Origin of the sequence: Prevotella sp. AGR2160 (genome assembly GCF_000424185.1) — a bacterium.
Taxonomy (GTDB): Bacteria; Bacteroidota; Bacteroidia; order Bacteroidales; family Bacteroidaceae; genus Prevotella.
On the sequence record NZ_KE384147.1, the window covers coordinates 38,782 to 61,824 of the forward strand.

The following is a 23,043-nucleotide window of genomic DNA, read 5'->3' on the forward strand; positions in this document are numbered from 1 at the left end:
GTTAATCGTGTTGGGCCCTTCCGGGGCCCTGCTGCGCCGCTGTCTGCCGCGGTGCTGTCCCTGCTGCGCCGCTGTCTGCCGTGGTGAGGTCTGGTGCTGTCCCTGCTGCGCCGTTGTCTGCCGCGGTGAGGTCTGGTGCTGTCCCTGCTGCGCTGGCGTATGCCGTAGGAGAGGCTGAGGGAGGTCCCCGTTAGGGGGCCAACACGATTAGCCCCGGGCACCGTGTCGTCCTGGCCGGAGCGATAGCGACGGACAGGGCGGCACGGGCGCCCGGGGTATCCCGGTCATCGCCCTCTTTGTCGTCCCCGGAGGGGGCGAACATCTGCTGTTTAGGGCAATTTATTCCTCCCAGAGGTTGCTGTCCCGGTCGGTGGGTGCCGCCGTGGACTCATCGGGGGAATCGGAGAAGGAGTAGGCTTTGGCACCGCCGTCCCCATTGCCGGAGGCACTGAGGAGACGGGTGGCAGACTTGATGATGATCAGGGATGTGACAGGTGCAATATATTTCTTTTTCATATTTGATGGATAATGATTTATTTGATGATGATTTTCTTACCATTCTGGATATATACGCCGGCTTTCAGGGAACGGCAGTCCTTGGCGTCGGCGACCTTCGTGCCGGAGAGAGAGAAGATCGGCGCGTCGTTGACGATCGTCATCTCCTCCACATCCTCGATGGCGGTGGTAGCCACGTTGTCGAAGCTGAGCTGGATCGCCTTCGCCGATGAGCTGGAGGGATCGGGGGCTTTCACATAGGCGCGGAACGGTTTCATCCTCGCGCCCCCCGGCTGGATATAGTCGAAGCGGCCACCCTCACGGGCACCGAAGTTATAACATCTCTCTGTGTCGTCGAAGTAGATCTTGATCAGCGCATAGGTACCGATGAAGGAGTAGCCACTACCGATGGACTGTGTCAGTGATACACTGTTTGTCGCGGGCACGGAGAACGTCCCGGAGATAGTCCCGTCGTTATAGTCTGCTCCCGTCTCGATGATATACGGTTGGTTTGCCGTGATCCCGTCAGCGGTGTTGTCATGGGCTGTGATGACCTTCTTCGAGAGGTCGATGGCATAGAGCTGGTACACCTTCGTGTCGGAGCCGAAGAGCGTGTAGATCTCATCGGCCGTCAGGCTCACCGGCAGACAGATCGTGGAGCGTTGTCCCTTCGTATAGTGCCGTTCGAAGCCGAAGGTATTGGCGGTGAGGGCATGGGAGGTGTTCAGGGTCCATGCCGAACAGTAGAAGCAGTTCTCGCCCTTACCATCGGGATCCGTGGTACCATCCTGTGCCTGGTCCGTGATGCGGAAGTTCTTCACCGTATAGGTCGTTGTCCCGTTGACGGTAGAGGCCACGGCGACATTGATGGTGTTCTCACTCCGTCCCTCGACGGTGTTCGCGTCGACATAGACGACGGCATTCTTGTTACTGCCACGGTCGAAGAAGCTGAAGGCGTTGGCCTCGGCACGGTTGCTGAGGTCCACCTCCGTCGTCTGGTTGTCGGTCGTCGCCCGTGTCTGTACATATCCCGGTTCATTAGCCCTTTCGAGGAGGGTGACATCGGAGAGCTGCAGCTCACCACTGTCGGCGGAGAGGGAGATTGTCAGTGCTCCCGTCTCGGAGGTCGTCGCTTTCGTCTCGAGTTTCCTCCAGCCGTTCGTCGTCCCCAGGAGGAGGGCATCGACACGGCCGTCGGTGGTCACGCTGCCGGCGGCATCATAGCCCTTGAACGTCGTACTGTCTTTTCCGTTGTCAGCACCTTCAAGCAGCAAGGTACCCTTGGCACCGTCCTGTCCACGAACGATCATCTGTACCGTATAAGAGGTGGACTTCTCCAGACCGTTGATGGTCTGAGAGATTGTCGTCCCGGCGGGGATGATGTTGACGGTAGCCTCCGTTCCTGTCCAGTTGTCGCTGACGGTCGTCGTCTCCGTGGCCGCTGCGGTGGAGTAGTTCCAGTTTTTCGTCAGGAAGTTGGTCTGGTCACCCGTCGTCACGTGGTTGATATCGTGATGGCCATAGGAGCGGAGGTCCTGGTCGGTGGTGGTATTGGGCGAGAAGATGAGATACGGCACACTGCTGTACTGCATGGCCGACTCATAGTAGTAGTAACCGCCATCCTGATACGGAGCGGAGAAGGAGATCTGGCCCGCCGTGGTATCCCCATAGGGTTGGAAGGTGAGTGTCGTACCCTCGGTGAGGGCATTCAGGCCATAGACCTTACAAACCAGCGAGTTTGAAGAAGTCTCCGCAGCCGGCTGCACCTCTACGTTATCTCCTTCGGCGACGACGGAGGAGCCGTTGAGGACCTTCAGACTGTTACCGTCCGTTACCCATGCGTCAGGAACCTGGACATAGATAAAATGCTGTTTATTTGTCGTCGACGACAGCGGGTTCGGGTTCGCCGCCTCAAATTTCGTCACGCCCGTGGCACCCTCTGTCCCTACCGTATAGAAATAGTCACCGGTATAGGCGCGGGTGACCTCCGTGATCTCTCCCGTGGCGATATCATATTTCAGGAACATATCCTTGTTGGCATTGGCCACGACGACCGGTGTCGTCTGTTCCGTGCCACTGGCCGAGCGTCGGCCGAGGGAGACGTTGACCTCACTGAAACCGGCCGAGGGCTGTGCGTCGAAGGCATACCAGGTCTCGTTGTTCACCGTGACGGTATCGGCAGCGGTGAAGATATGTCCCGGCGAGGGTGTGAGGCGGTTGTCTACGGTGGTGTCGTTCTTCATGACGACCTCATAGGCGCTGACATACGTGTCGTAGTCGGAAAGCGGGAAGTTCGCGGCATCAGAGGAGTAGGGGAGGACATAGATGACGACATCCCCTTCACCACCGAGGGTCTTCGTCGACGGGTCGTTATTCAGATAGTTCTCGTAGCCACCCTCCGACGTACTGTAGGTGAGGTCATAGGGGCAGGAGGCATGATCTGCCGATGACTCACTCTCGCCGGCACCGGCCACGCAGACCTTGATGGTGTTCGTCGCGGCGACACCCTGCGGAAGGGTATAGATGGTGATCTGGCGGTTACGGACGAGGCGCCGTGTCTTACTCGTGGCGGGATTCGTACCGTCGATGGTGTAATAGGCCGGTGTCGTGGTATCCACGGTGCCGTTTTTCGTGACGACGACGGACGCGGTGACCTTATTGACGGAGGTCGCCGTACCGTCATGGTTCGTCACGGCGATGGTATAGCTGTTCTGTTCGGGATCGACGACACCCGCGGTCCGGAAGGTATAGGTCCCCTTGGCGGTATTTCCCTCGAGGCGGTATGCCGTGTCACTGACCTTCTGGATGGCCTGTACCGTGACGGTCACGGCGGTGGTGTCGAGGGAGCCTTTCGTACCGTCATGGAGGATGTAATTCACGACATTCTTACTGTCCATGCGGAAGGTCGTCACGTCATTGGACGGGATGATGGCATCATAGGTATATTCCACCACTTTCGTCGTACCCGTACCCTTTCCCGTCGTCGTATTGATGGTCGGCGTCGTACCGTCGAGGGTATAGGCATAGCGGCGTACCGTGGAGGTCTCCGTAGCAGGCACGATGACCATCGCTTTCGGCGTCAGGGTCGTACCATAGGGGATGGTGGCGGAGGACGGATCGAGGGTGATGCTCAGACGGGCCGGGAGCTCGATGGTATAGCGATATTTCACGGCGGAGCTCGTCCAACTGAAGCCCGTCATATCCGCGCCGGCCTCAATATAGAAACGGACATTATAGACATTCGTCTCGGGGTTGAACGTTACGTTCGTGCCCGATGTGGAGGCCTCGTTATAGGCTACATAGTTGTTGTCGTCATAGTCGGGCCCGGCGGTGCTCGGAGCATTACTGTCCTCGCCGAAGTTCAGCTCGAGGGAGGTGGCGTCACCCGTGGCATTCTTGTCACGGAGGAAGCGGAACTGCTTATCCTTCGTCAGTTTCACGGTACCCTTATAACAGCCCTCCTCTTTGTCATAGACGAGTTCGGTGGCATCGGCCGGATCCCAAGAGGCAAAGGAATCACCGAGACTGCTGTTCAGTGCCGATCCGATCATGAAGATGCGGAGGGGTGTCTCGTCATTACCGCCGAGCTTATAGTCGGTGCGGTCGGGGTTGAACTCCACGGGATAGATACCGTCATAGGGATTGGTGAGGTTCGGGGAGTCACCGGCATCGCCCGTCGTGGCGACATTCTGTCCGTAGGTCTTCTCCCCGTAGTTCTGTCCGAACCAATAGTTGCCGAGGATGAACTTGAACGTCTCATCCTTCACCATCGGTATCGTACCGAAAAAATTCTTACAGAAAGCGGTAGAGGCCGTGCTGGAGTTCTTCACACAATAGAGGAAGCCCTCCGTGGTCCAGTTGCTCGTGCTACTGGCTTTATAGGCCACGATGCGGTTGGCATCACTCTCGTAATACCAGGCTGTCGGCTTACCGTCGCCGTCGACTTTGACGACGAGGTCGTACATACCACCATTGTTCTGAACCGTCCATACATTTGTGGATCCACTACTGAGCGTCTTTACCGTTTCTGCGCCGCTGTCGGTTCCGGTGAGCGTGTAGCCGCCGGCGGGGCAGAACGTAGAGACATTACCCTCTTTGTCGACATAGGCGATGTTGAACGTGAAACCGTTACAGGAAGGGGTGATGTCCGACTTACTATTACTGCTGTTGTAAGTCTCCACGTTGAACGGCATTTCACCGGCATAGAGGGCGAAATGGTACTCACTGTCGTTCTTCCTAAGGAACTTATACGTCATCTTCTTCGAGGGATCCGACGTACCATAGTTCTTTCCATAGAGATAGATGCCGGCGGTGTTCGTCGCCGTCGTCGTGCTGCCGGTAGTGGACGAGCGCTTCGTTCCGGTGATCTTCACCGACCGACTGGAGGTGCTGAGATCCACCGTGATGGTCAGGCTCTCATAGACCCCGTCGGTGTAACTCACCTTCCAGGCGTTGGACGAGCCATAGCAGTCGCTGCTGATCGTATAGCTGCTGCCATCGATCACCAGATTGTCCCCATTGGCATAGGGCTGCATCTCCTTGGTGCCTGTCCACGAGGCATCATAGAGCCGAAAATAGAATCCGCCTGTAGGCAGATTGTTTACGGTGTAGGTGTAGGTCGTGCCAGAGGAATAGGTAAACTTATACGAATCCGTGACATTACCCTCTGTATACGTGCCGGCCGTTCCGTCTGAAGCCAGTGTGGAGGCGGTGAGCACATACAAGTTATCTGCTGCCGACGCCCGTTGTGCTCTTAGCGGCAAAAGGGTCAGCATGGCTAGATACAGGAAAAGCGAGAATCCCCCAGGAATCCTCCATTTACACATTGTTACTCTCATAGATAGTTAGCGTATTATATATATATTCAGATAGTGTATTCGTATCGTGCGAAAAGACACCGTTATCATCGGTAAGTTCTATATCCGACGTAGGTATTCTTGTTTCAATCTTGTTTCAATCGGGTACAAAGATAGGGGATAATCTTCAGATGATGAAGGATTCGGACGTGAAAAGTAGAATTATCGGATGAAAACGATTGCACAAAATCAGGCAACGGAAGTGGGCGGAACATGATGAATCATGTCCCTACAGTTTCACCTCAGTGATGTCGATCATTTTGTTGACGATGGCATAGATGGTAAGGCCGGCGGGGGAGTGGATCTGCAGCTTCTTGGCGATATTCCGGCGGTGGGTGATGACGGTATTCGTGGAGATAAAGAGCTTGTCGGCGATCTCCTTGTTCGTCAGTCCCTGAACGACACCGATGATGACGTCACGCTCGCGCTGCGACAGTTCCTCGTTCTGTGCGCTCCCGGAGATCATTTTCGTGATCTGTGCCGTCACGTCACTCTGTTTGGCTTTCCGCTCCATGCGTCGGATGGCGGGGATGAAAATGTCATCCTCGACGTTGCCGTGCAGGCGCAGCCACTCCTCATTATTATAGATGTCATAGAGTGTCGCCATGAGTTGGTTGTTATGGAGGTTGTTCGACGGGAGATATTTGATGATGATATTCTTCAACTCCTTGAGCTTGGCATCCGTCTGACCGTGGTGCTTGGAGAACGTGTCGATGTCATAGTCGGAAGGACTCTTCCCGTCGAGGAGCTGTTGCACGTAAGGGAACACGTTCTTCTCCTCGTAGCGCATGTGGAGGGTCACCGACCGGGCGTACTCATCATAAAGGCGGAGGATGAGACGTGCCACCCGGTCGTCGTCATCGAGGGCCGCGGAGAGTTCCTTACGGATGAACGGCAACTGGAAGTCGAGGTAATATTCGTGGGAGGCTTGGAGATAATGCAACAGGGTAGGGACGGAGAGCTTGTCAGCCTCCGCGGCATCGTAATAGCCGTTGACGGTATAGTTGACAACGGTAAGGAAGGTAAAGGTGTCGACCTGCTGGTCCCGGCATACCTCCTCGACGGTCTTGTCGCCGAAGCCGAGGTTGATGCCGAAAGCGGACATCGTCTGCAGGATATTATAGTTGTCGCGGATGATGGAGATCATACGGTCACCCGCCTCATAGAGTTTCTGATTCTTCATTTTGTTCTTCTACCTATAACCGCTGCAAAATTAAGAAAAAAAGCGGAAAGAGCGAATACCCAAAAGTAGGTATTTTAATCCGTTTGCAGGGGCCGTCCCTTGTGGCGGCCCGATGCCGGTACGGCATTAACATTGGCAACAATGCCCGTTATGATTCGGCGTTCCGCCGACGGGCCGCCACAAGGGACGGCCCCTGCAAGAGGATTTATTTCGCGTATGCGACGGACCGTACCTCACGGATCACGGTGATCTTCACCTGTCCGGGATACGTCATCTCATTCTGAATCTTCGTAGCAATCTCGTCGGAGAGCTTCGTACTCTCCTCGTCGGTCATCTTGTCGGCACCGACGATGACACGGAGCTCACGGCCGGCCTGGATAGCATAGGTCTTCGTGACACCGGGATAGCTCATGGCGATAGCCTCGAGATCATTGAGACGCTTGATATAAGCCTCGACGATCTCACGACGGGCACCCGGGCGGGCACCGGAGATAGCATCACATACCTGTACGATCGGCGCCAGCAGCGTCTTCATCTCCACCTCATCATGGTGGGCGGCGATGGCATTGACGATATCCGGTTTCTCCTTGTATTTCTCAGCGATCTTCGCGCCATAGAGGGCATGCGGCAGCTCACTCTCCTCATCGGGGACCTTTCCGATATCATGGAGGAGACCGGCACGCTTGGCCTTCTTCGGATTCAGACCGAGCTCGGCAGCCATGACGGCACAGAGGTTCGCCGTCTCACGGGCATGCTGCAGGAGGTTCTGGCCATAGGAGGAGCGGTATTTCATCTTTCCGATGATACGCACGAGCTCCGGGTGGAGACCATGGATACCGAGGTCGATGGCGGTACGCTTGCCCGTCTCGATGATCTCCTGGTCGAGCTGTTTCTTCACCTTCGCCACGACTTCCTCGATACGGGCGGGATGGATACGGCCATCGGCGACGAGCTGGTGGAGGGCCAGACGACAGACCTCACGACGGACGGGATCGAAAGCGGAGATGACGACGGCATCAGGGGTGTCGTCGACGACGATCTCCACTCCCGTGGCAGCCTCGAGGGCGCGGATGTTACGGCCCTCACGACCGATGATACGGCCTTTGACCTCATCATTGTCGATATGGAAGACAGACACGGAGTTCTCGATGGCCGTCTCCGTGGCGACACGCTGGATGGTCTCGATGACGATCTTCTTCGCCTGCATGTTGGCGTCGAGCTTCGCCTGCTCCACCGTCTCCTTGACGAAGGCGGCAGCGTCGAGCTTCGCCTGGTCTTTCAGACTCTCCACGAGGTGGGCCTTTGCCTCCTCGGCGGAGAGGCCGGAGAGCTCCTCGAGCTTCTCCTGCTCCTGGTGGACCATCTTCTCGAGGTCACTCTGCTTCATCTGCAGGAGCTTCTTCTCGTTCTCGATGCGGTTCTGCTCCTGTTCTACCTCACCCTTACGGCGTCCGAGCTCTTCCTGACGCTGGTTCAGCGAGATCTCACGCTGTTTCAGGCGGTTCTCGCCCTGCTGGATCTTCTGGTTACGCTGCTGGACCTCTTTCTCGAGCTTGGCTTTCTCGTTGATGAACTTCTCCTTCACTTCCAGGAGCTTGCGCTGTTTCACGGTCTCAGCATCCTTGTCGGCCTGAGCCATGCTTTGATTATATTTTCCTTTGAGGACATACCGGAAAATAGAGTAGCCTACGACGCCTCCGATAACGAGGGCGACGACGGCGACAATTATTGTTACCATTGAATTATATTTAAATGTTAAAAAAGATCACTTCTTCTTCTTCAGAGCCGTCTCAATCTCAGAAGTGAGCTTTTGCATCATGTCGACATACGGCTCCTCATCATGAAGCTGCATGGAACGCTCCAAACGGAGGGCGATATTCAGCAGGGCCATGTACAGGATCTCCTTCTCGCCGCGCTCGAGGTGGAAACGGTCATAATACCAGTTGACCGTCTCGTTGATGAGCTTGCCGGCGGCACGCGTCAGCTCTTCCTCGTCACGGGGAATGGTGACGAAGAGCTCGGTGTCATGGAGCTCCAGACGTATGTTGATCTTGTCGTTGTTGTCTGCCATCTTCTGGATGATTACGCGTCAGCACGACTCGTCGGCTGCTCTTCCGAGAGCAGCGAGATACACGTGTTGACATCTCTGATGAGTCCGGCAATGGTCTTCTTCGCGCCCTCGACATCACCTCCCGTGACCTCAAGCATGCGCGCCATCTTCAGACTCTTATAATCGTTTTCCGACTGATGGAGGCGCTTCTCCAACTCGGCGATCTGCTTGTCGCGGTCGTCAACCATCTTGTACAGCTCATCATTCTCCTTCTGAATTTCCTCATATTGAAGAATCATCTGCCGCACACGGGTGGTAAAGAGGTTCAGCGTCTTCTCATTGTTGTCGTTCATACGGTTATTTTGTTTCGGCAACAAAGTTAGCACAATTTTTCCGTAACGACAAATTTTTTGCAACAAAAATGTTTTTTAAGGTGGGGATGAGGCTAACTTTTGTTGAATCGTTTGCACCGATGACCCATGAAAAAAATGAGGAAATCTTTTTTTCTTTCAATGATTTGTTGTAAATTTGCAAAAATAAATATTACGTTAAGGGAAATGTCGAAAGAGAAAGCCACGGAGAAGTTGATGCTGGCGTTGTTGCGCCATGCCCTCTTTGGGATGCCGGTAGAAGCCTGTCGTCTTTCTGATGACGAGTACCGTGTCTTGATGATGCTTGCCCGCCGGCAGACCGTTCAGGGTTTGGTGGGCAGCGCGCTGATGGATGCCGGCTTCACCCTCTCCCATGCTTCGGCCATGGACCTGCTGATGGAGACCGAGCGTGTCAAGCGGGCCAATGGTCAGGTCAGTGGCGGTCTGCAGAAGATGGCACAGCTCCTTCAGCGGAGCCATCTGTCCTTCGTCATCGTGAAGGGCCAGATGGTCGGTGCCCTCTATCCCCATCCCGAGCGCCGCTGCCCCGGTGATGTCGACCTCTATCTCCCCGGTGACCACTATGGCCGGGCGAAGAGTCTCGTGGAGAAGATGACGGGGAAAGATCTGGATGCTGTCGATGAGGGCAAACATGTGGAAGTCATGATTGACGGTGTCGATTTCGAGTTCCATCATACCCTTGCCCAACTCTACCGTCCCGCCCATCAGCAGTGGTTTAACAAAAGGATCGATGATGCTATCGCTGCCCGGACGGATGAGGCCGTGATCCTCGGCACTGCCGTGCCGACGCTGGCACCGACGGAGAATCTCCTCTTTGTCTTTATGCATTTCTTCTTCCATCTCGCCTTCACCGGCTGTGGCTTGCGACAGTTCTGTGACGTGGCCGTACTGATGCACCGCAAAGGCAATGAGATTGACCGTAAACGGTTCGAGGAGGACTTGCGCCGGTTGGGTTTGCAAAAAGCCTTCAGAGCTATGGCTGCCTTCCTGGTGACGTATCTCGGACTCCCTGAAGCGGACGTCCCGGTGACTTTGGGTGAGGCCGACTATCGATGGACGGAGCCGATCCGTCAGAACGTGATGGCGGGGGGCAACTTCGGCCGTTCCCATCGTCATGTCCGTCAATCTGGTCTTCTCCATTCTCTGGACAGTGCCTGGCTCGATCTTCGTCAGACGCTCACCTATGCCCGTCTGGCCCCTCAGGAAGTCCTCGGCCGCTTCTGGTCTTTGACGGTGTTACGCTCAAACCTCTTTCAGAATATGTTTAAGAAACAACCTTCTAAGAAATACAAAGAATAATCTATGATCATCAAGCAACTCTTTACCCCTTCTATTTTGATCCCCTTCTTCTCGTCAATGATTATGACGATCTGGATCTTCCGCCTGGTGGTGAAACTCGCCATCAAGAAGGATATCGTGGACTGTCCCAACGCCCGGAAGTTGCAGAAGACGCCCGTCCCCGTGATGGGGGGCTTCGCCGTCTACTTCGGGATCATCGCCGGTGCCGGACTGACCTCGATGGTCTTCGACACCTCCATCCTCTTCTCTACCATCGTCGCCCTGACAGTGATGATGTATTTCGGACTGATGGACGACAGTATCGGCCTGAAACCATTGACAAGGATCATCGTGGAGGCCGTCCTCGTGTTCTTCATCATCCGTATGGATGGCGTGAACTTCAACTCCTTCCAGGGGATCTTCGGCATCTGGGATCTCCCGACGTGGTGTGCCTATCTGTTGTCGGCCATCGCCGGCGTGGGCATCATCAACGCTATTAATATGATTGATGGCGTCGACGGACTGTCATCGGGATTCTGTATCCTCGCCTGCGTCGCCTTCGGCTGTGTCTTCAAACTCTCCCATGACGGGACGATGGCCGTCATCGCCGCCCTCGGCGCCGGGGCTCTGATCCCCTTCTTCATCCATAACATCTTCGGACGGAGCACAAAGATGTTCATCGGTGACAGTGGTACGATGATGATGGGCATGCTCATGACGATCTTCCTCCTTCACCTCATGGACCATGGCTCGATGGTGGCGTTTAACTTCTCGAATATGGGTGTCGGCGCCTTCGCCCTGAGTATCCTCAGCGTGCCCGTCTTCGACACCCTCCGGGTGATGACGGGACGTATCATGCGGGGCATCAGTCCGTTCCATGCCGACAAGAGTCATCTCCATCATCTCTTCATCGAGATCGGCTTCTCCCATGTCGGCACGGCCCTGATGGTCATCTCCCTCGACTTCCTCTGTTTCCTCATCTGGCTCATCAGTTATCAGGTCTTCCGTTGTTCGGTGACGATGCAGTTCATTGTTGTCGTCGTTGTGGGAGTGGCGAATACGACAGGATTTTATTTTACCGTGCGCCGGATGAATCATGACCGTTGGGCCTACCGCCTCTTGGCCGCTATGGCCCGTCGTAGTCATGTGGAGATGAAACCTTGGTTCTTGAAAGTTAGAAAAGTAGTGGACAAAATGTAGACCCACCGTAGGGTGAGCATTATCCATTATCCATTTTCCATTATACATTATATTATATATTATCCATTATCCATTTTACATTTTACTATGGTAATAGCAGTAGATTTTGACGGAACGATAGTAGAGAACAGATATCCGGAGATCGGCGAGGAACGTCCTTTCGCCACGGAGACGTTGAAGATGCTTCAACGGCATCATCACCAGCTCATCCTCTGGACCTGCCGGGAGGGAAAACTCCTTGACGAGGCCATCCAGTGGTGTCATGAGCGTGGCGTCGACTTCTGGGCCGTGAACCGCGATTATCCCGAGGAGAACGGCACACAGAACAACAATAATTTCTCCCGGAAGATCAAGGCCGACCTGTTCATTGATGACCGTAATGTCGGTGGACTGCCCGACTGGGGCGAGATCTACCATATCATCGTGGAACGGAAGAGCTACCGACATATCCTCCGGGATCAGATGGGGATGTACGAGGAGCACCATCATCATAAGAAACACTGGTGGAACTTCTAAGGATAGCGCGCTATAGTCTATAGCGCGCTATTATTCTATAGAGGGCTGTAGTTTTCTATTGTGAGCTGTAGTTTTCTATTGTGAGCTATAATTTTCTAGTGTGAGCTATCCTAGAAACGTTTTCCATGGCAATAGATTTTTAAGGTCGTAAGAGAGATTTTATTTTACTTATGAGATGAGAAATTATTTTTTTTGTTATGATGGATTGTCTTTGTTGATCTATACCGCAAATATACGTCGTTTTTTCCATACTTCCAAATTTTTTGCCAAGTTTTTGTGTTTGTTTAGCGCTTGTTAGGGTTTGTTCGGCATATATATTAATAAGGTATAACGGAATGACTAAGTGCCAGTTGTTCGCCCCCTCCGGGGACGCGCCCGCGGCAGGATGGGATACCCCGGGCGGAGGGAGCTCTCGCTTCGCTCGCGCTCCCTCCGCCCGGGGTTAATCATGTTGGGCCCTTCCGGGGCCCTGCTGCGCTCTCGTCATCCACCCTAGGGCGCGACCCTTGTGGCCGTCCTAACACCACGATTTCAGGTTTTGACGGCCACGAAGACCTCACCCTACGTTGGGTTTATGACGGCCACGAAGGCCTCACCCTGCGGGGGTTATGACGGCCACGAAGACCTCACCCTCCGTTGGGTTTATGACGGCCACGAAGGCCTCACCCTGCGGGGGTTATGACGGCCACGAAGACCTCACCCTGCGTTGGGTTTATGACGGCCACGAAGGCCTCACCCTACGTTGGGTTTATGACGGGCACGAAGACCTCACCCTGCGTTGGGTTTATGACGGCCACGAAGGCCTCACCCTACGTTGGGTTTATGACGGTCACGAAGACCTCACCCTGCGTTGGGTTTATGACGGCCACGAAGGCCACAACCTGCGGGGGGGTATGACGGTCACGAAGGCCACAACCTACGGGGGATCGAAAGAAGTCATTTGAAGGGAAAGGGCCCCGGAAGGGCCCAACACGATTAACCCCGGGTGCCCGTGCCGGCCTGGCCGGAGCGATAGCGAAGGCCAGGACGGCACGGGCACCCGGGGTTAGCGATACTCCCACGGTGTCGTCCCCGGAGGGGGCGAACATCAGCCCCAAGGAAAGGGGAGATTCTGCCCTTATAGACATTGCTGACTCCCTTATGCTTTTGCAACGCTTGTTTTTCAGCTATTTCTATTGAAAGAGTGTTAAAAATACACGGTTATTTGCATTTTGTTCAAGAAAAATTTGGCGGTATGAAAATAACAGTGTAATTTTACACCCAAAATAAAAAACCTAGAACAAAGAACGAATATGAGAGAACTAAAAACTAAATTCCTGGCTGCCTCGCTGACAGCGATGGTACTGGCCGGAGCGACGACGACAGCCGTCGCGAAGACCACGGTCAGTGGACTCAATCCGAAGAAATTCTCCGCTACGGTACAGGGCAAGAAGACGGAACTCGTCACCCTGCGCAATGCCAACGGCATGGAGGTCTGTCTGACGAACTACGGAGGCCGTGTCGTCTCCCTCTGTGTCCCCGACCGTAACGGCAAGCCGACGGATGTCGTCCTCGGCTATGACAATATCCGTCAGTATGCCGACACACTGAACACCCCCTCCGATTTCGGTTCGAGTGTAGGCCGTTATGCGAACCGCATCAAGGCCGCCCGCCTCGTCGTTGATGGGAAGACCTATCACCTGCGTGCTAACGACAACGGCAACACCCTCCATGGCGGTGGCAACACAGGCTGGCTCAACAAGGTCTATGACATCGCCGCCCGCACCGACTCTTCCGTCGTCTTCGCCATCACGTCTCCCGACGGCGACAACGGCTTCCCCGGTACGGTGAAGGCCACGGCGACCTATACCGTGAAGGCTGACAACACCCTCGACATCGTCTTCGAGGCCACGACAGATAAGGAGACGGTCATCAACATGACGAACCACTCCTATTTCAACCTCAACGGCAACCCCGCTGAGAAAGGTGAGAACCAGATCATGTATATCAATGCCGACCGTTTCACCCCCGCCGACAAATATTATATCCCCACGGGTGAGATCCGTTCCGTCGCCGGTACGCCGATGGACTTCCGCACGCCCCATGCCCTGGCCGACCATATCAACGACTTCTCCTACGACCAGATCGCCAATGCCACGGGCTATGACCACAACTGGGTGCTGAATACCTACTGGAACGGTAAAGGCGATGACAAGACCGTCGCCGCCAGTCTCTACTCCCCTGTCACGGGTATCCTCCTCGAGGTCTACACCAACGAGCCCGGTCTGCAGGTCTACACGGGTAATTTCCAGGGTACGGGCATTCCCTGTAAGCATGGCATCAAATATCCCAAACATGTCAGTGTCTGTTTCGAGAGTCAGAAATTCCCCGACTCCCCGACGAAATATGCCGCCCACACCCCCGGCTGGGACATCTCCAATCCTTATCTTAAACCCGGCGAGCATTACTACAGCCACTTGGCCTACAAGTTTAAAGTAAAAAAGTAAAGAAGTAAAAAATTAAAAAATAAACACAGGGACATGAACCCTCGTGTCCCGCCAATCAAGGCGTGCCGTCAAGTGCTTGTGCTTTGCAAGCACAAGGTCGCCACAAAAGAAAACAAACTATGAACTGGACATCACATGAATTTATATGGCTCGACTGGCTCGTCTTCGCCATCGGTATCGCCCTCGTCGTCTGCGCCGTATGGCGTGCACTCCTGAAAGCCAAGCGCGAGTCGCAGGGCGCTAACAGTGAGGAGTTCCTCTATGGAAAAGGAGAGCCCTGGTGGGTCATCGGTATGGCGATCTTCGCCGCGAATATCGGCTCCGAGCACCTCGTCGGCCTCGCCGGCACGGGTGCGCAGAACGGTGTGGGCATGGCCCACTGGGAGATGCAGGGTTGGATGATCCTCATCCTCGGCTGGCTCTTCGTACCCTTCTATCAGTTGCTGAACAACAAGCTCGGCCGCATCATCACCATGCCGGAGTTCCTGAAATACCGCTATACGAAACGTACGGGAACGTGGCTCTCCGTCATCACCCTCGTGGCTTATATCCTCACGAAGGTCAGTGTGACGGCTTATACCGGCGGTATCTTCTTCGAATATCTCCTCGGCCTGCCGTTCTGGTATGGCGCCCTCGGTCTGATCATCATCACGGCCATTTTCACCATCCTCGGTGGTATGAAGGGTGTCATGACCCTCTCGGCCATCCAGACGCCGATCCTCATCATCGGTTCCTTCCTCGTCCTCTTCCTCGGTCTCGCCACCCTCGGTGACGGCAGTATCACGCAGGGCTGGACGAACATGATGACCTACTGTTCACAGCTCCATGACGGCTATGGCACGACGCACATGTTCCACTGGGCGACCATCAACGCCTCTGGTCATCCCGATCCCCTCTATCATGAGTATCCCGGCTTCGTCGTCTTCCTCGGTGCCTCCATCATCGGTTTCTGGTACTGGTGTACCGACCAGCATATCGTACAGCGTGTCCTCGGTCAGAAGAAAGGTGAGGACAACAGTGTCGTTATGCGCCGCGCCCGCCGGGGTACGATCTGCGCCGGTTACTTCAAGATCCTCCCCGTCTTCATGTTCTTGATCCCGGGAATGGTCGCTGCCGCCCTCTCAGCAAAGGGTATGTTCCACATGGGTGATACCGACGGCGCCTATGCCTATATGGTGAAGGATATCCTCCCCGCCGGCGTGAAAGGACTCGTCACCGTCGGCTTCGTCTGTGCCCTCGTGACCTCCCTCGCCGCCTTCTTCAACTCCTGCGCAACCCTCTTCACGGAGGATTTCTACAAGCCGCTGCGCCCGGGCAAGAGTGAGGCCCATTATATCTTCGCCGGCCGTGCCGCCACGGTGGCCATCGTCGTCATCGGTATCATCTGGATCCCCGTGATGATGAGCCTCGGCAAACTCTACAGTTATCTGCAGGGCATCCAGAGTCTGCTGGCACCGGCCATGGTCGCCACGTTCTTCCTCGGCATCTTCTTCAAGCGTATCACGCCGAAGGCCGGAGAGTGGGGCCTCATTGTCGGCTTCCTCGTCGGTATGCTCCGCCTCGTGACGAATGTTATCACCGACACGGGCAACACGCCGATGGACGGCGCCTTCTGGAATGCCACGACCTGGTTCTGGCAGACCAACTGGCTCGTCTTCGAGTGCTGGCTCCTCGTCTTCATCATCGCCTTCATGTTCGTCGTCTCGATGTTCACGCCGAAGCCTACTGCTGAGCAGGTGGCCGCCATCACGTTTACCGACGAGTACAAACGTCAGATCCGCGCCAGCTGGGACTGGAAGGATGTCCTGGGATCCCTCGGCGTCCTCGCCCTCTGCGGTGCCTTCTATTGGTATTTCTTCTAGATTATGGTAAAATATTATCAACAACACGATAAATTCTACGTCAGCGTCGACTGTATCGTCTTCGGCTTCGACGGCTCGCAGCTCGAGGTCCTCATCGGTAAACGACAGATGGACCCGGGCCGCGGCGAGTGGTCCCTCTACGGCGGCTTCCTCGAGGCCAACGAGAGTCTGCAGGACTGTGCCCATCGTACGCTCCTCTCTCTCACGGGACTTGACGAGATGTACATGAGACAGGTCGGCGCCTTCGGTGAGGTAGACCGTGATCCCGGTGACCGTGTCATCTCTATCGCCTACTGTGCCCTCATCAATGTCAAGGACTATGACGACAGCCTCCGTGAGAAATATGGTCTCGAATGGGTCACGCTCGACAAGTTGCCGGAGATGTACTCCGACCACCGGCTGATGATTCATAATGCCGTTATGCAGCTCCGCCGCCGTATCTACACACGGCCGCTGAGTTTCAACCTCCTGCCAGAGCTCTTCACGCTGACACAGCTGCAGCATGTCTTCGAGGCCGTCCTCGGCGAGCCGATCGACAAGCGCAACTTCCGCAAGCGGTTGAAGCAGACGGATATCGTCGTCCAGACGGACCTCATCGATCACTCCTCCTCCCGTTCGGGCGCTATGCTCTACCGTTTCAACAAGGAGAAATACGGGGAGGAGCCGACCATCAAACTGTAAACGAAAAAAATGAAATATTATGCTCGAAGAACTGAAAGAAAAAGTATGCAAGGCCAATCTCGACCTTGTCAAGCACGGTCTCGTACTCTTCACCTGGGGCAATGTCTCGGGTATCGACCGTGAGAAAGGCCTCGTGGTCATCAAACCCTCCGGCGTCAGCTATGACACGATGAAACCCTCCGATATGGTTGTCGTCGATCTCCAGACCGGCAAGGTCGTTGAAGGTGATCTCAACCCCTCCTCCGATACGCCGACGCACCTCGTCATCTACCGCAACTTCCCTGAGGTCGGCGGTGTCGTCCACACCCATTCCACCTATGCCACGGCATGGGCGCAGGCCGGTAAGGACATCCCGAATATCGGTACCACGCATGCCGACTATTTCCACGACGCCATCCCCTGTACGGCCGATATGACCGCTGACATGATGGACGAGTACGAGTACAATACGGGTGTTGTCATCGTCAACCGGTTTAAGAAAGATAACATCAACCCCGTCCATACCCCCGGCGTCCTCGTGAAGAACCATGGTCCGTTCACCTGGGGCAAGGATCCCGATGAGGCCGTCTATCATGCCGTTGTTGCCGAACAGGTGGCGAAGATGGCATTCATCTCTTTCTCCGTCAACCCGTATACGACGATGAACCCGCTCCTCGTGGAGAAGCATTTCTCCCGTAAGCATGGTCCCAACGCCTACTACGGTCAGCGGAAGAAGAACAACAAATAAAGTATCCAACTACACATTATTATATATACAATCAATCTAAAAACTACAACTATGGTCAAAGCATTTGATAATTTCGAAATTTGGTGGGTAACAGGCGCACAGCTCCTCTACGGAGGTGATGCCGTAAAACAGGTCGACGGACACTCCAAGGAGATGGTCGAGGGCCTGAACAACTCCGGTCGTCTGCCTATCAAGGTCGTCTATAAAGGTACCGCCAACAGTTCCAAGGAAGTCGCTGATGTCATGAACCGTGCCAATGTCGATGAGCACTGTGTCGGCGTGATCTGTTGGATGCATACCTTCTCTCCCGCGAAGATGTGGATCAAGGGCATGGAGATCCTCCGCAAGCCGTTGCTCCATTTCCATACCCAGTATAACGAGAAGATCCCGTATGACACGATGGACATGGACTTCATGAACCTCAACCAGAGTGCGCATGGTGACCGTGAGTATGCCCATATCCTCTCCCGTCTGCGCAAGCCGCGCAAGACCGTTATCGGCTACTGGAAGGATCCGAAGACACAGGATCATATCGCTGTCTGGGAGCGTGTCTGCGCCGGTGTCGCTGACGCACAGGACTGCCTCATCATCCGTTTCGGCGATCAGATGAACAATGTCGCCGTGACCGATGGTGACAAGGTCGCCTTCGAGCAGGTCTTTGGCTATCATGTCGATTATGTCCAGTTCTCTACCGTCATGGAGTTCTTCGACAAGGTCAAGGATGCCGATGTCGACGCCCTCGTCCACGATGTCTATTTCAAGGAATACCAGGTAGCCGACAACCTCAAGGATGAGTCTACCGTGGAATATAAGAAGATCTGGAATGCCGCCAAGGCCGAACTGACCATCCGTGCCGTCCTGAAGGCTTACGGTGCCAAGGGCTTCACGACGAACTTCGACGACCTCGGTGATGTCAATGTCGAGGAGACAGGCCACGGCTTCGACCAGATTCCCGGCCTCGCCTCCCAGCGCCTCATGCACGACGGCTATGGCTTCGGTGCCGAGGGTGACTGGAAGAGCGCCTGCCTCTACCGTACGACCTGGTTCATGAGTCAGGGCCTCGAGGGTGGCACGTCCTTCCTGGAGGACTATACGCTGAACTTCGACGGTGACAACACGTCCATCCTCGAGAGTCACATGCTCGAGGTCTGTCCTGATATCGCTGAGGAGAAGCCGCGCCTGGAAGTGCACTTCCTCGGCATCGGTGTCCGCAAGACCCCTACGGCCCGTCTCGTCTTCACCACGAAGCAGGGCCATGGCATCACGGCTACCGTCGTCGATATGGGCAACCGCTTCCGTCTCATCGCCAACGACGTGAACCTCATCAAGTCGAAACCGCTGCCGAAGCTCCCCGTGGCTTCCGCCCTCTGGATCCCCGAGCCTACCTTCGAGGTCGGCGTGGGCTGCTGGATGAATGCCGGCGGCACCCATCACAGCTGCTTCTCCTTCGGACTCACCGATGAGTACTGGCGTGACTTCGCTGAGATCTTCGATGTTGAGGCTTGCATCATCAACAAGGACACCGACTACGAGCAGTTCCGTAAGGAGCTCCGTTGGAATGAGGTCTACTATATGTTGAACAAAGCATTACGTTAAGGTATGACCGCAAAGGAAACGATAGAAAAGGGTAAGGCCATCCTCGGTATCGAGTTTGGCTCTACCCGTATCAAGGCCGTTCTCATCGATGGTGAGAACCGGCCCATCGCCCAGGGCTCCCATACGTGGGAGAACCAGTTGGAGAACGGCCTGTGGACCTACAGCATCAAAGCCATCTGGGCCGGTCTGCAGGACTGTTATGCCTCCCTGCGGGCAGATGTGAAGAAACAGTATGGCGTGGAGATCGAACGCCTCGCTGCCATCGGCATCAGTGCGATGATGCACGGCTATATGGCTTTCGACAAGGACGAGCAGATCCTCGTGCCCTTCCGTACGTGGCGTAACACGAATACGGGCAAGGCCGCCGCGAAGCTCTCCGATCTCTTCAACTTCAATATCCCGTTGCGCTGGAGCATCTCCCATCTCTACGAGTGTATCCTCGACGGCGAGAGTCACGTGAAGGATATCGACTACCTCGCTACCCTCGACGCCTATATCCACTGGCAGCTCACGGGACAGCGCGTCACGGGTATCGGTGACGCCTCGGGCATGCTGCCGATCGATCCCGACACGAAGGACTATGACGAGAATATGGTGAAGAAGTTCGACGCCCTCATCGCGCCGAAAGGCTATCCCTGGAAACTCCGTGATATCCTGCCGAAGGTCCTCGTGGCCGGTCAGGAGGCCGGCACGCTGACGGCGAAGGGCGCGAAACTCCTCGATCCCAGTGGTCATCTGAAGGCCGGTATCCCGATGTGTCCTCCCGAGGGTGATGCCGGCACGGGCATGGCAGCGACGAATGCCGTCCGTCCCCGCACGGGTAACGTGTCCTGCGGCACGTCGTCCTTCTCGATGATCGTCCTCGAGAAGAACCTCTCGAAACCGTACAAGAGTATCGATATCGTTACGACACCCGACGGTGCCCCTGTGGCCATGGTCCACTGTAACAACTGCACCTCCGACATCAACGCGTGGGTGGAGATCTTCAAGGAGTTCCTCGAGGCCATGGGACAGCAGGTCGACATGGGACAGCTCTTCACGACCCTCTTCCAGGTGGGTGCGAAGGGTGATGGTGACTGTGGCGGTCTGATGGCCTACAACTATTTCTCCGGTGAGCCCGTGACGGGTCTCTCCGAGGGCCGTCCGATGATTGTGCGGTCGCCGAATGACAAGTTCTCCCTCGCCAATTTCATGCGCGCGAACCTCTATGGCGCCGTCGCCGTGTTGAAGATCGGCAACGATATCCTCTTCAAGGATGAGCAGGTCGCCGTAGACCGCCTCACGGGCCACGGTGGTTACTTCACCACGCCGGAGGTCGGCCAGCGTATCCTCTCCGCGGCCCTCGGTCTGCCGATCTCCGTGATGAAGACGGCAGGGGAGGGTGGTCCCTGGGGCATGGCGCTCCTGGCCTCCTATCTCGTCAACAGTGACAAGCACGAGAGCCTCGCCGACTTCCTCGAGACGAAGGTCTTCGCCGGCAACAAGGGCTCGGAGATCATGGCCACGCCCGATGAGATCGATGGCTTCAACACCTATATCGAGAATTACAAGCGCGGCCTGCAAATCGAACAGGCAGCCGTGGACTTCAAATAGGTGGCGTGGCCGCAACATGGCGGCCACCTACTATAGGCCGAAGTTCTATTGTGCGCTATAAAAATCTATTGTGAGCTATTATTGTCAACAAAAACGAACGAAAATCATGAACAGTATCCAACTGATGAACCATGCCGCTGACAACATCCGTATCCTTGCTGCCAGCATGGTAGAGAAGGCAAAGTCCGGACACCCCGGAGGGGCTATGGGCGGTGCCGACTTCATCAATGTCCTTTTCTCTGAGTATCTCGTCTGGGACCCTGAGGATCCCACATGGACGGGCCGTGACCGCTTCTTCCTTGATCCCGGTCACATGAGTCCGATGCTCTATGCCGCACTGACCCTCCAGGGCCGTTATACCCTGGATGATATCCAACAGCTGCGCCAGTGGGGCTCCCCCTGTCCCGGCCATCCAGAGCTTGATGTCCGTCGCGGCATTGAGAACTCCTCCGGTCCGTTGGGCCAGGGCCATGCCATCGCTGCCGGTGCCGCCGTGGCGGAGAAATTCCTCGAGGCCCGTCTCGGTCATGAGGTGATGCAGCATCATATCTACGCGTATATCTCCGACGGTGCCGTAGAGGAGGAGATCTCCCAGGGTGTCGGCCGTATCGCTGGCACGCTCTGTCTCGACAACCTCATCATGTTTTATGATGCCAACGATATCCAGCTCTCCACAGAGGTTGATGTCGTCATGAAGGAGGATACGGCCGCCAAATACCGGGCCTGGAACTGGACGGTGATGGAGATCGACGGCAATGATGTCGCGCAGATCCGCGAAGCCCTCGACAAGGCGCTCGCCGGTACGGGGCATCCCGTACTGATCATCGGGCATACCGTCATGGGCAAGGGTGCCCGTAAGGCCGACGGCACGAGTTATGAGCATAACGTGAAGACTCACGGCGCTCCCCTCGGCGACGGCGCTTACATCAACACCATCAAGAACCTTGGCGGTGATCCCGAGCATCCCTTCGTCATCTTCGACGACGTGAAACAGCTCTATGCCGACCGTGCCGCCGCACTGAAGACGATCGTTGCCGCCCGTAAGGCGGAGGAGGCGGCTTGGGCCCAGGCTCATCCCGAGAAGAAAACGCTCATGGATACGTGGTTCTCCGGTAAGGCGCCGAAGATCGACTGGACGAAGGTGGAACAGAAAGAAGGTTCGGCCACGCGTGCCGCCTCTTCGGCTTGTCTGAAAGTGCTGGCCCATGAGGTGCCGAACATGATCTGTGCTTCCGCCGACCTTAGTAACTCCGATAAGACCGATGGCTTCCTGAAGGAGACGCATGCCCTGCAGGCTCACGACTTCACAGGTGCTTTCTTCCAGGCCGGTGTCAGTGAGTTGACGATGGCCGATATGTGTATCGGTATGATGCTCCACGGTGGTGTCATCGCCGCCATGGGTACGTTCTTCGTCTTCTCCGACTACATGAAGCCCGCCGTCCGTCTCGCTGCCCTCATGGGAGTGCCCGTGAAATTCATCTGGACCCACGATGCCTTCCGTGTCGGTGAGGATGGTCCTACCCACGAGCCCGTGGAGCAGGAGGCACAGATCCGACTGATGGAGAAACTGCAGAACCACAACGGCCAGGACAGTGTCCGCGTGTTCCGTCCTGCCGACTGTTACGAGACAACGGTATGCTGGCAGATGGCCATGGAGAATATGGACACGCCGACCGCGCTGATCTTCTCCCGTCAGGGTATCCCCTGCCTGCCTGCAGGCAACGACTACGACGAGGCCCGCAAGGGCGCGTATATCGTCAAGGGCAGTGATGAGCATCCCGACGTGATCCTCGTGGCCAGTGGCTCTGAGGTGTCCACCCTCGAGGCTGCCGCTCCGCTGCTCCGTCAGGACGGTCTGCGTGTGCGTGTCGTCAGTGCGCCCTCTGAGGGGCTCTTCCGCCGCCAGCCTGCCGACTATCAGGAGGCCGTACTGCCTTATGAGGTGAAGAAGTTCGGTCTTACCGCCGGTTTGCCCTGCACCCTTGAAGGCTTGGTAGGCATCGGTCCGAAGAGTCGTATCTTTGGGTTGAAGAGTTTCGGCTTCTCTGCTCCGTATAAGGTATTAGACGAGAAGCTCGGTTTCACCGGTGAGAATATCTATCGGCAGGTGAAAGAATTTATAGGTTAA

The 23,043-nt window shown here is 55.7% G+C and carries 17 protein-coding genes; 11 read left to right on the plus strand and 6 right to left on the minus strand.

The window, feature by feature from the left end:
- Window positions 1-339: 339 nt before the first annotated feature.
- The 6 genes from G604_RS15340 to G604_RS0112880 all read right to left on the minus strand — a co-directional run bounded on the left by G604_RS15340 (window position 340) and on the right by G604_RS0112880 (window position 8,937).
- On the minus strand, window positions 340-516 hold the full coding sequence (locus G604_RS15340; protein WP_155941967.1) for a hypothetical protein: 177 nt from the start codon (window positions 514-516) through the stop codon (window positions 340-342).
- 17 nt (window positions 517-533) lie between these two features.
- Window positions 534-5,333, minus strand: coding sequence for a hypothetical protein (locus G604_RS0112860; RefSeq protein WP_155941968.1), 4,800 nt, complete (start codon window positions 5,331-5,333; stop codon window positions 534-536).
- A gap of 247 nt (window positions 5,334-5,580) precedes the next feature.
- Window positions 5,581-6,534, minus strand: coding sequence for a helix-turn-helix transcriptional regulator (locus G604_RS0112865; protein ID WP_028910893.1), 954 nt, complete (start codon window positions 6,532-6,534; stop codon window positions 5,581-5,583).
- Between the two features lie 205 nt (window positions 6,535-6,739).
- Window positions 6,740-8,272 carry a ribonuclease Y gene (gene rny / locus G604_RS0112870; RefSeq protein ID WP_028910894.1) on the minus strand — a complete coding sequence of 511 codons (1,533 nt, stop codon included), beginning with the start codon at window positions 8,270-8,272 and terminating at the stop codon, window positions 6,740-6,742.
- A gap of 27 nt (window positions 8,273-8,299) precedes the next feature.
- On the minus strand, window positions 8,300-8,605 hold the full coding sequence (locus tag G604_RS0112875) for a cell division protein ZapA (protein WP_028910895.1): 306 nt from the start codon (window positions 8,603-8,605) through the stop codon (window positions 8,300-8,302).
- A gap of 11 nt (window positions 8,606-8,616) precedes the next feature.
- Entirely contained in the window at window positions 8,617-8,937 is a 321-nt protein-coding gene (locus G604_RS0112880) for a hypothetical protein (protein ID WP_028910896.1), read from the minus strand.
- Between the two features lie 204 nt (window positions 8,938-9,141).
- On the opposite strand from G604_RS0112880, the gene G604_RS0112890 reads away from it, so the two are divergent.
- The 11 genes from G604_RS0112890 to G604_RS0112940 all read left to right on the plus strand — a co-directional run bounded on the left by G604_RS0112890 (window position 9,142) and on the right by G604_RS0112940 (window position 23,043).
- A complete protein-coding gene (locus G604_RS0112890; RefSeq protein WP_028910897.1) occupies window positions 9,142-10,275 on the plus strand; it encodes a nucleotidyltransferase family protein in 1,134 nt (377 codons plus the stop codon).
- A gap of 3 nt (window positions 10,276-10,278) precedes the next feature.
- On the plus strand, window positions 10,279-11,454 hold the full coding sequence (locus tag G604_RS0112895) for a glycosyltransferase family 4 protein (RefSeq protein WP_028910898.1): 1,176 nt from the start codon (window positions 10,279-10,281) through the stop codon (window positions 11,452-11,454).
- Between the two features lie 87 nt (window positions 11,455-11,541).
- On the plus strand, window positions 11,542-11,970 hold the full coding sequence (locus G604_RS0112900; RefSeq protein WP_028910899.1) for a BT0820 family HAD-type phosphatase: 429 nt from the start codon (window positions 11,542-11,544) through the stop codon (window positions 11,968-11,970).
- A gap of 644 nt (window positions 11,971-12,614) precedes the next feature.
- Window positions 12,615-12,914 carry a hypothetical protein gene (locus G604_RS0112905; protein WP_036905905.1) on the plus strand — a complete coding sequence of 100 codons (300 nt, stop codon included), beginning with the start codon at window positions 12,615-12,617 and terminating at the stop codon, window positions 12,912-12,914.
- A 348-nt stretch (window positions 12,915-13,262) separates the two neighbouring features.
- Window positions 13,263-14,456, plus strand: a complete 1,194-nt coding sequence (locus G604_RS0112910; RefSeq protein WP_028910901.1) for an aldose epimerase family protein — start codon at window positions 13,263-13,265, stop codon at window positions 14,454-14,456.
- Between the two features lie 119 nt (window positions 14,457-14,575).
- Complete coding sequence (locus G604_RS0112915) at window positions 14,576-16,318, plus strand: sodium:solute symporter (protein WP_028910902.1); 1,743 nt, start codon at window positions 14,576-14,578, stop codon at window positions 16,316-16,318.
- 3 nt (window positions 16,319-16,321) lie between these two features.
- A complete protein-coding gene (locus tag G604_RS0112920) occupies window positions 16,322-16,999 on the plus strand; it encodes an NUDIX hydrolase (RefSeq protein WP_028910903.1) in 678 nt (225 codons plus the stop codon).
- A 19-nt stretch (window positions 17,000-17,018) separates the two neighbouring features.
- Window positions 17,019-17,726, plus strand: a complete 708-nt coding sequence (locus G604_RS0112925) for an L-ribulose-5-phosphate 4-epimerase (protein WP_028910904.1) — start codon at window positions 17,019-17,021, stop codon at window positions 17,724-17,726.
- A 51-nt stretch (window positions 17,727-17,777) separates the two neighbouring features.
- Complete coding sequence (gene araA, locus G604_RS0112930; protein ID WP_028910905.1) at window positions 17,778-19,322, plus strand: L-arabinose isomerase; 1,545 nt, start codon at window positions 17,778-17,780, stop codon at window positions 19,320-19,322.
- 3 nt (window positions 19,323-19,325) lie between these two features.
- Window positions 19,326-20,915: a xylulokinase gene (locus G604_RS0112935; RefSeq protein ID WP_028910906.1), complete on the plus strand. Its 1,590-nt coding sequence runs from the start codon at window positions 19,326-19,328 to the stop codon at window positions 20,913-20,915.
- Window positions 20,916-21,021: 106 nt separating this feature from the next.
- The gene (locus G604_RS0112940) at window positions 21,022-23,043 is read left to right on the plus strand and encodes a transketolase family protein (protein ID WP_028910907.1); all 2,022 of its coding nucleotides are present in this window, start codon (window positions 21,022-21,024) and stop codon (window positions 23,041-23,043) included.

Excerpts from the sequence above, each read along its gene's own strand:
- G604_RS15340 (WP_155941967.1), bottom strand. The coding sequence starts at position 516 with ATGAAAAAGAAATATATTGCACCTGTCACATCCCTGATCATCATCAAG.
- G604_RS0112860 (WP_155941968.1), bottom strand. The coding sequence starts at position 5,333 with ATGAGAGTAACAATGTGTAAATGGAGGATTCCTGGGGGATTCTCGCTT.
- G604_RS0112865 (WP_028910893.1), bottom strand. The coding sequence starts at position 6,534 with ATGAAGAATCAGAAACTCTATGAGGCGGGTGACCGTATGATCTCCATC.
- rny (WP_028910894.1), bottom strand. The coding sequence starts at position 8,272 with ATGGTAACAATAATTGTCGCCGTCGTCGCCCTCGTTATCGGAGGCGTC.
- G604_RS0112875 (WP_028910895.1), bottom strand. The coding sequence starts at position 8,605 with ATGGCAGACAACAACGACAAGATCAACATACGTCTGGAGCTCCATGAC.
- G604_RS0112880 (WP_028910896.1), bottom strand. The coding sequence starts at position 8,937 with ATGAACGACAACAATGAGAAGACGCTGAACCTCTTTACCACCCGTGTG.
- G604_RS0112890 (WP_028910897.1), top strand. The coding sequence starts at position 9,142 with ATGTCGAAAGAGAAAGCCACGGAGAAGTTGATGCTGGCGTTGTTGCGC.
- G604_RS0112895 (WP_028910898.1), top strand. The coding sequence starts at position 10,279 with ATGATCATCAAGCAACTCTTTACCCCTTCTATTTTGATCCCCTTCTTC.
- G604_RS0112900 (WP_028910899.1), top strand. The coding sequence starts at position 11,542 with ATGGTAATAGCAGTAGATTTTGACGGAACGATAGTAGAGAACAGATAT.
- G604_RS0112905 (WP_036905905.1), top strand. The coding sequence starts at position 12,615 with ATGACGGCCACGAAGGCCTCACCCTGCGGGGGTTATGACGGCCACGAA.
- G604_RS0112910 (WP_028910901.1), top strand. The coding sequence starts at position 13,263 with ATGAGAGAACTAAAAACTAAATTCCTGGCTGCCTCGCTGACAGCGATG.
- G604_RS0112915 (WP_028910902.1), top strand. The coding sequence starts at position 14,576 with ATGAACTGGACATCACATGAATTTATATGGCTCGACTGGCTCGTCTTC.
- G604_RS0112920 (WP_028910903.1), top strand. The coding sequence starts at position 16,322 with ATGGTAAAATATTATCAACAACACGATAAATTCTACGTCAGCGTCGAC.
- G604_RS0112925 (WP_028910904.1), top strand. The coding sequence starts at position 17,019 with ATGCTCGAAGAACTGAAAGAAAAAGTATGCAAGGCCAATCTCGACCTT.
- araA (WP_028910905.1), top strand. The coding sequence starts at position 17,778 with ATGGTCAAAGCATTTGATAATTTCGAAATTTGGTGGGTAACAGGCGCA.
- G604_RS0112935 (WP_028910906.1), top strand. The coding sequence starts at position 19,326 with ATGACCGCAAAGGAAACGATAGAAAAGGGTAAGGCCATCCTCGGTATC.
- G604_RS0112940 (WP_028910907.1), top strand. The coding sequence starts at position 21,022 with ATGAACAGTATCCAACTGATGAACCATGCCGCTGACAACATCCGTATC.